The sequence below is a fragment of the bacterium genome (genome assembly GCA_022616075.1).
Classification (GTDB): domain Bacteria; phylum Acidobacteriota; class HRBIN11; order JAKEFK01; family JAKEFK01; genus JAKEFK01.
Genome location: JAKEFK010000092.1, coordinates 24,288 through 37,177, shown reverse-complemented (window position 1 = coordinate 37,177; position 12,890 = coordinate 24,288). Strand labels below are relative to the sequence as shown.

Sequence of the window (12,890 nt, the reverse complement as noted above, 5' to 3'; positions counted from 1 at the left end):
GCGATCTTGGATGCTGTCCGTATGATTCCCGTATAAAAAAGTATGAGATGAGAATTCAGCTCCTTCAGCCGGCCGGAGTCAATCACAATCGGACGGACCGAAAATTCCCCGTTTTGCAAAAAAGTCACATGATTCATCCCGCCATAAGCAGCCAGAACCTGATCCTGAGACCCCACGGTTTCTTTTAGAATTTCCTGTTCCAGGTGAATGCTTTCTACCGCCAGTTGCCGCCGGCTTGGCATATTGCCCTTGAGCGCATACAAGGCATGAAGCAATCCCACAGTGAATGCGGAGCTGGAACCGATACCGCTTCGCGCAGGCAAATCTCCATCGTGATGAATCTCCACACCGCGTTCCATTCCTATAAACCGAAGCGTTTCCCGGACGGCAGGATGCTGGATCTGATCAATGGATTGGCAGTCTTCAATCTTCGAGTAAACCACCCGAATTCGGTGATTGAAAAAGGGAGGCAAATAACGGCAGGTAAGGTAACAGTATTTGTTAATCGCGCTGGCCAGCACTGCTCCGCCATGCTGGCGATACCAGGCGGGGTAATCGGTCCCCCCACCAAAAAACGAGATGCGATAAGGTGTTCGCGTTATGATCAATCAATTAAACTCACTAAACAAAGGATCTAAATCGAGAACTCGAAAACGGACCTGCCAAAAAGCGGAAATATTCCTGTAATGCCGCGCTAATTCAAACAATCGATTCGCTTCATCATGATTCCCTAACTTTCGTTCGATAATGGCCCAAAACAGAGTGCCAAGAGCATTTTCGTTTGTCATCTTATTGCAGATCTCAGTAATCATTGCTCTTTTCTTTTCAAGGCGCTTTCTGTCCAGTTTGTCGCGGGCATCGTAGTCCAAAACAATTTTGTAATTGATCTGGCAGTCAATTGCCATGTACAGGTCTTCCATTTCTTCACGCGCGGGCACTCGCGATAGATCACCCGAAAATAAATTCACAAAGTTCTTGGCTTTTTCCTTTTCCAGTTTTTCTCGCTTGCCCAGCGTTCCGGTTGCGCCCACTTGAAACGTTCTGGATTTGCCAAGGACAGTTGCCGGGATATCGCCCAGCAATCCCTGATCCTGCATCAGCTGAAAAATAGGTGTTCCTGTCATGGGGGTGAGTATTTGAAGTGGCATCCAATCCAATTTCATTTCCAGAGATAAATTCACAGTATCCAGCATCATCGCCAGAGTTTCGTTTGGAAAACCAATGATAAGAAACCCTTTGGTGAAGATACTCGGCGTATCTTCCAGATATTTTGCGGCCTTTCTAAAGGATTCAACCGTACCCGGCTTCTTCATGAACCGGAGCATTTCCGGATTTCCGGACTCAATCCCGATATTGAAACCGACCACTTCTGCGTCAACACAGGCTTTCAGCAGTCTTGGATTCAAACAAGCAGCTATAACACCATTCGACATATCGGAAGTAACACCAAGCTTTCGCGCCGCAAGTTTTTCAAAAAGCTCAATCGCGCGTTCCCCATCGTAGAACACATCATCATCCAACCACATGATGTGGCTGACACCATATCGATCCCGCAGATTTTGAATTTCATCAATTACATCATCCACGGTCCGAGTTCGTACGCCGGGGCCATTAACACTGCGGACCGAGCAAAAACCACATCTGGCCCGGCAACCGCGTGTTGACAGCACAGTTGCTGCTATCGCTGTTTCGGGACGCAAAAAGGTATACGCGCCGATTCTGCCCACCTGCGAATATTCCCGGAGCGGCAGGTCTTTGAAATCCGGAGAATAAACGAGCTCTTCCGGCGTAGACCGTTTTGACAGTTTGATCACCTGACCATCCATCAGTGTGGCAACCTGTCGCAATTCCTCGACCGGCCTGGCAGCATTCACAACATCAAAAAACGAAACAATGCTGTGGTCGGCTTCGTAGAGCAAAACAAAATCAACATCCGGCACATCTTGCAGGAATTGCTCTGTCGTGAGCGAAACATGCACACCGCCGGCAAGGATCGGCATCTCCGGATAATTCGAGCGGATGTAATGAGCGATGTCTTTGATCGGCTGGTGCCCCATATTAAACATGCAGCTCAAGCCCACAACATCGGGCTGAAATTCAGCTATTTTCTTGTCAAGTACCTTTTCCCAGATCCGATAACTGAATTCGGCGGCTGATGAAACGCGGTGAGCGTGTCCAATGACTTCGTGACCCAGATCACAAAGGTCCGTTGAATAGCCATGTTCTTCAAGCGAGGTCACTAAAATCGCAGGTCCGTAAGGAGGGAAATTCGGATATCGCTTCAGCCTTGCATTCTCCCAGAGGAAATCCTGTTCACTGATTTGCGGGCAATGAATCAGCAGAATTTTTTTGTAAAGAGGATGATCAAAAACAGAATTGAGTTTTGATCTCATTTTCAGAAGATCGTCAAAGGAAGAATCGGCAGCCTCGTAAATGTGGTCGTATCTTTTTACGATGGGCTGCTCTACTGCGGGCATCTCAATCCCTCTCTTTCCAGTAGTCCACGACGGCCTTCATGAAGTCGGCATTGTTGTTGTAATGAGGAGAGGTTATGAGATTTCGATCGATCACAACGGGAACTTTGTGCAGATATTCTGCTCCTGAATTCTTAACATCCGCCTCAATGCTCCAGTAGGCCGTCATTCTTCGGCCCCTTGTAATTCCGGCGGAAATCAAAACCCATGGACCATGGCAGATTGCGGCAACCAATTTTCCAGCTTTATCCATCTCACGGATGAATTCCAAAACCTCTGGAATGATTCGAACTCGATCGGGAGCTTCAAACCCACCCGGGATGAAGACCATATCGAAATCGGAAACCTTTAGATCCGAGGTGCTCATCGTTGCTTTGGCTGGGTTTCCATATTTTCCATGAACAACTGCGCCATCTTTGGTCGCAACATCGACCTGAAATCCAGCTTCAATCAAACGATAGTAGGGGTAAATATATTCCTCATCTTGAAAACCAGGACCGGTAATAATCACTGCTTTTTTCACTTTGTTTCTGCCTTTGCCAAAAAATTAAGATGCGCCGCGTACTTTCGTTCCAACTTATGATTCGTCATAAACTGTACATGATCCAACACATCTTGTCCAAATTTCGTCCTCATCATCCCCAGATAATTGGGACTCGAAAAATAGGTATGAAATGCATGGTCCCTGAAAGCCAATACTTCGCCGGAAGATAGTTTATTGGTTGGCAGTGGGAGCGTTTCAAACGCATGCTGTGAGTATCCGATCCAGCCGGGCCCTCCTTCGTTTTCCGGCAAAGGAAGCTTCTGGTCCACCGCCATTTTGTGCAATGGCGATCCGGGATATGCCATCGCCGAATAAAAATTCGCCCACTCAGTGTTTAATTGCAGCGCCAGATCCAGCGTGGCCTGCATGGATTCGAAAGTATCATCCGGCAATCCGAAGATATAGTTGGCTCCCACATAAATTCCGTGGGCTCTCGTTTTGGCAACTATTTTGGCAATATCTTCATCACCAAAGCGGCCTTTCTCGACTCCATCACGAACGTATTTACTGCCCGATTCAATGCCGATTCCAAGCCAGTTGAAACCGGCCTTCTTCAATTTCTCAAGGAACGGATCGCGAATCGTATCCACTCGTGCATACGCCCAGATATTGAGTTTGTAGCTGCGTTCAATAATCAGATCGCAAATGCCGAGAACCTGAGCCGGTTTCAGTACAAACATTTCATCTGCGAACTTAATATTCTTGACTCCGTAGTCGTTGACCAGAATATCAATTTCCTTGATGACAGATTGCGGAGAAAAGTACCGGATGCCGCTCCCGCCAAATGGTGCATTGATGCAACAAAAACTGCACTTGTAGGGGCATCCGAAACTTGCATAGAGCGAAGCGTAGGGTTGGCGATCATGAATGTGATCCCAGCAATGCCAGTTATGTGCTTTGTAGTTTTTCATGGGGAGCAGGTCCCAGGCCATGCCCGGCAGTTCCTCCTCTAGATTCTTGATGTTATTGAAAACGGGGCTGGATGCGACTGTGCCATTTTCCATGTACCAGAGTCCGCCAATCGAGCGAAACTGATCAGATCCGGATTTCAATGCTTCGAGAACGCCCAGAATCGTATACGGTCCCTCCCCCTGGCAGACAAAGTCGGTTGCTTCTTCCCGCAGAGTTTTTTCGGGAAGCGCGCTCGGGTGCGTTCCTATAAACATGATTTTCAGCGCAGGATTTGCTTCCTTGATCATTCTGGCAACATCACCGGCCGCAGGCATGCACTGTGTTGAAGCAGATGGTTGCTGGCCATACACAACAAATACCGTGAGCACAGGATTTGCTTCTAGAATTCGAGAAACCGTCTCTTCATAAGTTAGAAGTTCGGCTTCTGCATCCAGAATTCCAACACCATAACCATGCTTCCTTGCAGAATTCCCAATAAGACCAGCCCAGATCGGAGGTTCATAAGCAGCAAGATCATTTGCAAGAGATTGGTAAACACGCTTCTTACCAGGCGCATTCACCAGCAAGAGATCAATATGACTCTTTTTCATTTCTTTTGTGAAAGTAAGGATTGAATGGAACGAATGATTTTTTCTGCCGGCGGCGTGATATTTTCCAGATGAGGTGCGACACCGCATACGCGGTCTTCCAATCCTAATGCATGGACCGGCTTCCCAGTTTGGTGCATCAGTTCATAAGCGATTGATCGAGATGCGCCGGTGATCTCGTAGTCTGAATCAATCACCAACCCCATTTTGGATTTCTTCAAACTTTCCAGCGCCCGCTCTGACGGTTGAAATGGTTTCAACCACAAGCTGTGGACAATGTTTAGTTTCACGCCGTTTGTCTTCAGGATTTCTTTCGCTTCCAGAAGATTGAGCCGCGAAGCGGAAATAGCAAACACAGTAATATCTGCGTCCTCAACAAATTCATCTTCCATCTCACGATCAATCGTAAAACTTCTCCGATGCTCGCTTACATAAATAGGATCATCATTTTTCATGAAGTGATCCCACACGTTTTTATACTCTCCCGGAGTCATGGGCGCGGCAACCGGCATTCCGGGTGAGTGCATGAAAATGCTGTGAATGCTGGAAGAAGCGGTATGTCCTATCCCGTTCCCTTCCATTCCGATGGACCGGATAAAGATGGGTACGGGAACCCCCCAAACTGCTTTAGATTTTGCGGCGTAATTCACTAAAGAACTACAGTTATACCACATAAACCCCTGGTACCGGATGACAAAGATGGGTCGTCTTCCCATTAAAGCGCAACCCACAGCAAATCCTGGCGCAGCAATATCAGTCATCGGGATCTCAACAATCCCCGTGCAATCCGGAACCGTACCACCGATCCATCCGACCGCCGTAACACACTGACCGAGCAATAGACCATTCCCTTTTTCCAGGTGATTTCTGGTGATTTCTTTTATCGTTTCTGCAGTTGTTTTTCCCATAGCAGATCTGTTTTTCCTTTGTTTTCGCGGTCCATTGCTTCCATTTCATTTCCAAGACCCAGGTACGCGAGCTGTCCTCTAATCCATTCGTAACGATCCCATTCCGGCAGCCCATCCGTTCCGACGCCGGCGTGCCAGAGCACTCGAACGGTTCGAATATTGATGAAACCGGGAAGATTCTTGCTCATCTGTTTCGTATGATGCGCGATCAGCCACGGATCATCCGTAATATCGACTGCGGGGATTCCCAGTGAACGCGCAACATCAACCGGGGACCAATTTCTCCGGACTTCAGTTTTGGTCAGGATGCTCAAATCATTGTCTTCGCAAACAAAAAGCACGGGAAGTTTTCGTGTGGCCGTGAATCCTAAAGACGGATAAATGTAATCTTCTTCAACGGATGCATCTCCACAAATCGCTAAAGTTCGTTTAGAACTCGCCAGAGCAGCTCCAACGGCAATCGGGATCTGTTCTCCCATCAATCCGCTATGTCCGAACATCTTTATGTCACGGCCCTGGATTGCGTTCGATCCGGACATTCCTCCGGAGCAACCGGAGGGCAATCCCAGAAGTTCATCCCGCAATTCTTCAGGCTTTCCTCCATAGTTCAGATACAAAGAATGGCATCGATGTTGTCCGAAGATTAAACAATCCGGAAATGACAGTGACAACGCAGCGCTATTGAATTCAGAGCCAAGAGAAAGATAAATCGGAATGCTAAAAATCTTTTTGTCATAAGCCTCTTTCACTTTTAATTCAAAGTGACGCGCAAAATTCCCTCGGCGGAAAAGCTCTCTGGCGAAGTCGTTGCCAAATTCTTGTGGTAATCCTGGAATCTGGCCTAAAGTTGCAGATCGCATTTTCTATTCCACCTGAAATCGCATAAGGACAAGCTCGCCATGCAAATTGAGGGAATCTAATTGAAGAAGCTCCGCCCCCCTTTCAATATTTCCGATGCATAATACTTTTTTTTCTCTGGAATCCAACAGTTCCCCGCGGCAGCAGCAGTAATACGCGGAATCAGACCATTCGAAAGTCTTCAGAGAATCTTGACTGGAAAAGGACACAACATCGATGCAGCAGTTGCCAATAGAATGCGGAGAAAGGGGAGAGCCGTCGATCCAGAAATAGCCAAACTCCTCCAAGCCGTCTGTTCGCATCTCAGACATACCCTCGTAACCTGAAGATTGGCGGTCATATTCATCTTTCAGTCTCACCAGGTCTGTTTTGGCGGGCGGAGATTCGACTTCGATCAGAAAAGCGCCACTCGATAGAAGCGCCTTGGTGGAATGAAACACGCCCCGGTCAATTGCGATCGAGCTCATAGGTTTCAGATGCGCCCTCTGACCGAAAAAATTGCACTGCACTTCACCTTTGAGGAGAATCAGCGAAGTCTGTTTGCCGGGATGGCAGTGCATGGAGGTCGAATGGCCTTCTCCAAGATGCAAAAACCAGATCGCAACGTGTTCATTTTCGAACACCAGGAATTCATAACCCCAGGGTTTTAAAACGACCTTATTCCGGTAGTCTTCCGGCTGCTCAAAAGTTTTGATCGAACGGGAGGAAGCTTGTCTCAGACGCTCCAGAGTCCTTTGATCTCTTTCTGAGGCTTTAATCCGTTTTCCCATAAATCAGGATTTTCCGATTCTGGTTAGGAAATCGGAGTAGCAGATTTCAATTCCTTCTTCCAGCGCCATCTGATTCTTCCATCCCATCTCGGAAATCTCGGTAAGGTCCAGGAGTTTAATGAGTGTCCCATCAGTTTTAGATCGATCGTAGACAATCGTCCCTTCAAAACCGACAATTTTCTTGATCACTTCTGCGAGTTCTTGAACCGTCGTATCAACACCGGACCCCACATTCACCGGAGCATTGCCACTATAGTTTTGTCCCAGAAAAATTGCTGCCACAGCGCAACTGTCTGAAAAAAGAAAGTCACGGATGCCACGTCCGGAGCCCCAGATAATGACTTCGTTTTTCCCTCCTTTTTTTGCCTCGTAAAATTTTCGAATCAACGAAGGAATGACCATGGAATTCAGAGGCGCATAATTCTGATTGATCCCATAAAGATTAGAAGGAATGATCGTAATAAAGTCCGTGCCGTATTGAAGATTGTAGGATTGGCACATTTTCATTCCAGCGAGTTTCGCCATACCCAGTGCTTCATTCGTGGGTTCCAATAAACCGGTCATCAGATGCTGTTCTTTCATCGGCTGAGGGCAATTCTTCGGATACATGGTGGAAGAGCCAAAAAAGATCAGCTTTTTTACTTCTGCCACATAAGAGGAGTGAATGACATTTGCTTCAATCTGGAGGTTTTCGTAGATAAACTCAGCGCGATAGGTATCGTTTGCGTAAACTCCTCCCACTTTCCCTGCGCAGAGGAAAACAATTTCAGGCCGCGTTTCGAGGAAGAATTGAGAAACCTGTGGTTGATCCAGCAGGTCCAACTCTTTTCGCGATTTGACGATGATTTGAGTAAACCCTTGTTTTTTCAGCACGCGGTAGATGGCCGAACCGACCAACCCCGAGGCACCGGCGACAAAAATCCGCTGATCCTGCTTCATGGTCATCTCCCTCTCGATTATACTAACTCAAATCAGGTTCTGATTGGTGCGTAGTTGCGGCAAATGCTCTGCCACTACTATTCAGGAAATCTTGATAGGTGATTTGCAGAGCTCTTTGAAAAGATGTGATCGGCTTCCAACCCATTTCTAACAGTATGCTTGAGTCAAGAGCTTTGAAAAGCATTCCGTCCGGATAACTCAGGTCATAAACTATTTTTCCAGAATATCCAACCACTTTCCGGATCGCTTCTGCGAGCTCCGCGATGGACAACTCTGTACCACCGCCAAGATTAACGGGGAGATGACCCTCGTAATGTTGCATAACGAAGAGGCATGCATCAGCGAGGTCATCGACAAATACGAATTCGCGGCGAGGTTTTCCTGAACCCCAAACAACCACCTCGCCCGACTTCGCCCTCGCTGCTTCATGCATTTTCCGAAGAAGCGCCGGGAGTACATGCGCATTCTCAAAATCGTAAACATCACCTGGTCCGAATGCATCGGCAGGAATTCCGGTTATGAAAACATCATCGTGCTCCCTTTTATATGCCTCACAAAGTTTCATGCACGCGATTTTGGCAACGGCATACGCATCGCTAGTCGGTTCGAGAATTCCAGTCATAATCGATTCCACCTTCATCGGTTGCTGGCAGTGCTTTGGATAGCAGCAAGAGCTTGCCAGATACAGCAATTTTCGAATGCCGAAACGGTGAGCATTGTGAATCACCAGCGATCCTGCTAATAAGTTGGAAAGCATCAGCTCAGCAGGATGGTCCCTGTTTAATTTGATTCCGCCGGACCGTCCTGCCGTGACGAAAACGTATTCTGGCTGCACCGATGAGAAGAAATCTTCGACCTGGCGCGATTCATAAGTATCCAGTTCGAAATCGACTACATTTGTGTAGGCTTGCTTTTTGAGCTGGCGCAACAATGCCGAGCCGATCAATGTATTCCTCCCCGCAACCCAGATTCTCGAATCTTTTTGCAAAGCTAATCTCCTAAAAACTCAGAGGCACGCTTATAAGATTCCGGAGTTCCTATGTCCAGAAATGGCCCACCACTTTGATAACCAAGTAATCCTCGTCCGATCCAGGAAGGGAATATTTGCTCTTCGAGCGAAAGAAAGGAGCCGGCAGGGATTTCTTTGATCATTTTGCGAGCCAGCAGATACACACCGGCGTTAACCCACCCTGACTCCGATGCACTGCCTTTCTCTTCAAATCGAGTTACGACTGAAGAGACAGGATCGGTTTGCACTTGACCATAACGGCTCATTTCTGCGACCCGTGTGAGCAAAATGGTAGCCTGTGACTTTTTTGAGTCATGCCATTTCAACATGTCTTTCAAATCGGTCAAACAGATCGAATCACCATTCATAATAAGGACAGGGTTCGATTTTATTAGAGGCAACGCCAGGCGCAAAGCTCCCGCTGTACCCAATGGTTCACGCTCTCTTGAATAAGTCAGTTTCAGACTCATGTAAGTATCGCCGAATAGATTGTCAATCTGCTCCCCCAAATAACCGGTGCAAAGAATAACCTCTCTGGTTCCTGCCTCTTGAATTTGATCAAAAAGGTAAGTCAGAAAAGGGCGGCCGCGGACTTCAGCCAGAACTTTAGGGCGGTCCGGAACAGAGTCGCGCAGTCTCGTTCCCAGACCACCCGCAAGAATGATCGTTGTTAAATCGGAAAATTTCTGCGCTGGCTCAGGCATTTTTGAAAGGAGAAAAGGCAAGCATTCGGTAACCTTTCAATATCTCCTGAATGCCTTGATCCAAAGAGCGCGTTGCTTCAAATCCCGCTTCACGCAGCCGCTGGTTGGAAACGATGTAATTTCGTTTGTCCGGGTCGGAGGCAAGGGGAGCATGCTGTATCGAAAACTGAGGGACGTGCTCTTTTACCTTCAGCGCCAACTCTTCTTTCGATATATTTGCGCTATCGAGACCTACGTTGAAGGTGCGTCCCATCATCCTGTCGATGTTCTCCAAACAGAAAAGAAAACAATCGGCAACATCCCGAATGTGAACAAAATTGCGTTTGAAATCTTTTTCAAACAAAACAATGTAACCATCTGTAACAGCCGCGTAGACAAAATGATTCACCAGTACATCCAATCGCATGCGGGGTGACATACCAAAAACAGTTGCCAGACGCAAGGCGATGCTGTTGTTACTGCCCAACAACTCTCTCTCCGCCTCCACTTTTGTCCGGCCATAAAGACTGATCGGTTCTAATGGTGTTTCTTCCGTGCAGTAAACGTCGCCACTCTTTGTGCCGTAACCGCTGTTTGTTGTGGGATAAATAATGATCTGGTCGCGGCTCCGGAGCCGGTTCAGGAGCCGAATGGCCTCCAGATTCACCGAAGTAGCGAGCAACGGATCGAGATCGCACGCGGGAGCTCCCACGATTGCTGCTAAGGGGATAATTGCGTCTGCGTCTCTTAACAGACTCTTTATCAGTTGTTCGTCCCTTACATCCCCGAAAACAAAATCAAAGGATGGATCGGAACACAAATGAATGAGACTTTGTTGACGGTAAATCAGGTTATCGATCACGCAAACTTTGTGTCCCGCCGTGAGCAGGTGTTCGCACAAAATGGATCCGAGGTATCCTGCTCCGCCTGTAACAAGTATTTGCATAGACAGAATTCTACCGCATGACACTAAAGATGTTTGCTGACAATTTTGACGAACTCTTTCATTCTCTGAAAATATGTATGGTCGTGAAGTGTTCTCAGTTGACCGGCTCTGGCAATCGATTCCCGTTCAGAGGAATGGTCCAGGTAATACTTTATAAACTCGGCGCATTCTTCAAAATTGCGGTATGTCACAACTTCTTTTTGAGGCTCAAACAAGTCGACAAGGTTTTCCTTCCAGTCTGTTATCAGCATGGTTCCAACGCCGGTTGCTTCGTATAATCTCATGTTATTTGCAAAAGGCGGAATGTCACCGTGATGATTCACGGTAATTTTTGATCTGGATAAAATTTCATAAAGTTTGCGTCCCCATGCTTCACCCTTGTAATGCTTACGAATCGACGAATTCTGGGGGAATTGCTCAATGGAAGGCCCCCAGACTTCCATTACATCAAACGTCTTGCACAGAAATTCTATCAACTCTCTTCGACTATCATGAACACCTTTAAAAAAATTACCTACAAAAGTAACTGTGCTCGTTTGTTCTGTATTCTGAATTTCCGGCAAAATGGATGTCTCGAAGGCCATCGGCCATGAGTAGGCCGGCAATCCTTTGCGCTTAAAGAATTCAACCGTTGGAGGGAATGACGAGACAGCTAGGTCGTAGCAACTGAAATCCTGGGTATCCGGCAGTAAGGTCGCGGCATGTTGGGCTACCAGCAACCGGATCTGCGGCTTCATTTGCTTTAAAAACGGTGTGCTAATGAATCTTACGTCGAGATTTACTACAACATCGGGTCTGTAAAACTTGATCTGAGCCGCCAGGATTTCATATACCCATGCCTGTCGGCTTTGTCTGAAAGGCTGAATTCGTTCCTGCAGAAAGCGCCTCAATGAAGAAAGCGGCTTTTTCCGTTCAGGTTTTGTTCCCTGTGAGAACTCTCTAAACCAGGCATTCTGTAAGTCAAAGTTGTTTGCATGAATGTCCCATGCTTCATGACCAATTCTTCGTAAGTTCTTCGAATAAAAATCCGCAGTTCCAAATAGGGTATCCTCTCGGGCTTCTAACTGCTTTTGATAGCTTTCATTCGCCAATTGTTGATTGATGCCATAAAGCGAGCGTAAGAAGGGCGAATAGTCCGTATTAATGAAGAGGAATCTCATACGTCAGAGGGATTTCTTCGTGGTAGAGACGTGATGCCAGGGCACGCTTTTTCAAAAGCGATCATGATCTTGCCGGTTTGTTCTGGTAAACCGGCAACTCCTTTGGTTGCGTAGCGCATGTATTTGACCTGTTAGTATAATCGAACTCACAGCTGGATTTGCTGACACCACCTGATCATGCAGGCTGACGTCCTGACTCTGCCGATTTGCTATAATTGAAAAACGATTCATGAACGATCTGAAAAATTCTGATGGACAGCCAGTTGTCTGGGACCTGATTATCCGTCCCCATCGAGCACTGCTCGATATTCCCTTTGGCGAGCTGTGGAATGCTCGGGAACTCATCGGCATTTTCGTCTGGCGTGATTTTATTTCCACATACAAGCAGACTATTTTGGGTCCGGTGTGGTACATCATCCAACCCGTTACTGTGGCGCTCACTTACTTGTTTGTTTTCAGCAAAGTAGCAAATTTATCCACCGATGGACTCCCACCGCTTCTGTTTTATCTTTCCGGAACGATTATCTGGAATTATTTTTCGGCGAACCTGACGAAAACTTCATCCACTTTTGTCAACAACAAAGCATTGTTCGAAAAAGTATATTTCCCCAGATTGGCAATTCCGATTGCGATTGCAATAGGCAACTTGATCAGTTTTTCTATTCAAGCTGCAATTTTTTTGTTATTTCTTGCCTATTTTAAAGTTGCAGGCGCAGAGGTGAGTCCGAACCTATCGTTGCTTTTGCTCCCTCTGCTGTTGTTCATGATGGCTTGTTTGGGATTGGGGTTTGGCATCATCGTATCCGCCCTTACAACGCGCTATCGAGATCTCAATCATCTGATAATTTTTGGTTCTCAGCTTCTACTCTTCGTCACTCCTGTTATTTACCCCGTTTCCTCGATCCCACAGCGCTTTCACCATCTTGTTTGGATAAATCCCATGGCGCCCATCGTGGAGACGTTTCGCTATGCATTTCTTGGTGCAGGCACGTTCAATCCCCATCATTTGTTTTACTGTTTTGCCTTTACCGTTGCCATTCTGATAACAGGCGTGCTCCTTTTCAATCGAGCTGAAAGTACTTTCATGGATACATTGTAAC

At 46.9% G+C, this 12,890-nt stretch carries 13 protein-coding genes; 1 reads left to right on the top strand and 12 read right to left on the bottom strand.

The window, feature by feature from the left end:
• From L0156_08050 to L0156_07995, 12 genes are all read right to left on the bottom strand, one after another.
• Positions 1 to 608, bottom strand: a 608-nt coding sequence (locus tag L0156_08050; GenBank protein MCI0602952.1) for a kinase, incomplete at its 3' end; no start/stop codon positions are given.
• On the bottom strand, positions 609 to 2,477 hold the full coding sequence (locus L0156_08045) for a B12-binding domain-containing radical SAM protein (GenBank protein ID MCI0602951.1): 1,869 nt from the start codon (positions 2,475 to 2,477) through the stop codon (positions 609 to 611). It abuts the gene before it with no gap.
• 1 nt (position 2,478) lies between these two features.
• On the bottom strand, positions 2,479 to 2,997 hold the full coding sequence (locus tag L0156_08040; GenBank protein MCI0602950.1) for a type 1 glutamine amidotransferase: 519 nt from the start codon (positions 2,995 to 2,997) through the stop codon (positions 2,479 to 2,481).
• Entirely contained in the window at positions 2,994 to 4,520 is a 1,527-nt protein-coding gene (locus L0156_08035) for a B12-binding domain-containing radical SAM protein (protein MCI0602949.1), read from the bottom strand. Before L0156_08035 ends, L0156_08040 begins: the two co-directional genes overlap by 4 nt.
• Positions 4,517 to 5,425, bottom strand: a complete 909-nt coding sequence (locus tag L0156_08030; GenBank protein MCI0602948.1) for a hypothetical protein — start codon at positions 5,423 to 5,425, stop codon at positions 4,517 to 4,519. Before L0156_08030 ends, L0156_08035 begins: the two co-directional genes overlap by 4 nt.
• Entirely contained in the window at positions 5,398 to 6,285 is an 888-nt protein-coding gene (locus L0156_08025; GenBank protein MCI0602947.1) for a thiamine pyrophosphate-dependent enzyme, read from the bottom strand. The genes L0156_08030 and L0156_08025 overlap by 28 nt, the downstream gene beginning before the upstream one ends.
• Before the next feature lie 3 nt (positions 6,286 to 6,288).
• On the bottom strand, positions 6,289 to 7,053 hold the full coding sequence (locus L0156_08020; protein ID MCI0602946.1) for a hypothetical protein: 765 nt from the start codon (positions 7,051 to 7,053) through the stop codon (positions 6,289 to 6,291).
• Positions 7,054 to 7,056: 3 nt separating this feature from the next.
• The gene (locus L0156_08015; protein ID MCI0602945.1) at positions 7,057 to 7,992 is read right to left on the bottom strand and encodes a GDP-L-fucose synthase; all 936 of its coding nucleotides are present in this window, start codon (positions 7,990 to 7,992) and stop codon (positions 7,057 to 7,059) included.
• Positions 7,993 to 8,014: 22 nt separating this feature from the next.
• Positions 8,015 to 8,980, bottom strand: coding sequence for a GDP-L-fucose synthase (locus tag L0156_08010; protein MCI0602944.1), 966 nt, complete (start codon positions 8,978 to 8,980; stop codon positions 8,015 to 8,017).
• Between the two features lie 2 nt (positions 8,981 to 8,982).
• The gene (locus tag L0156_08005) at positions 8,983 to 9,705 is read right to left on the bottom strand and encodes a nucleotidyltransferase family protein (protein MCI0602943.1); all 723 of its coding nucleotides are present in this window, start codon (positions 9,703 to 9,705) and stop codon (positions 8,983 to 8,985) included.
• Positions 9,698 to 10,630, bottom strand: a complete 933-nt coding sequence (locus L0156_08000; protein MCI0602942.1) for an NAD(P)-dependent oxidoreductase — start codon at positions 10,628 to 10,630, stop codon at positions 9,698 to 9,700. Before L0156_08000 ends, L0156_08005 begins: the two co-directional genes overlap by 8 nt.
• 23 nt (positions 10,631 to 10,653) lie before the next feature.
• Entirely contained in the window at positions 10,654 to 11,790 is a 1,137-nt protein-coding gene (locus L0156_07995; protein MCI0602941.1) for a glycosyltransferase, read from the bottom strand.
• Between the two features lie 229 nt (positions 11,791 to 12,019).
• Here L0156_07995 and L0156_07990 point away from each other — a divergent pair, with 229 nt between their 5' ends.
• Positions 12,020 to 12,889 carry an ABC transporter permease gene (locus L0156_07990; GenBank protein ID MCI0602940.1) on the top strand — a complete coding sequence of 290 codons (870 nt, stop codon included), beginning with the start codon at positions 12,020 to 12,022 and terminating at the stop codon, positions 12,887 to 12,889.
• Position 12,890 lies beyond the last annotated feature (1 nt).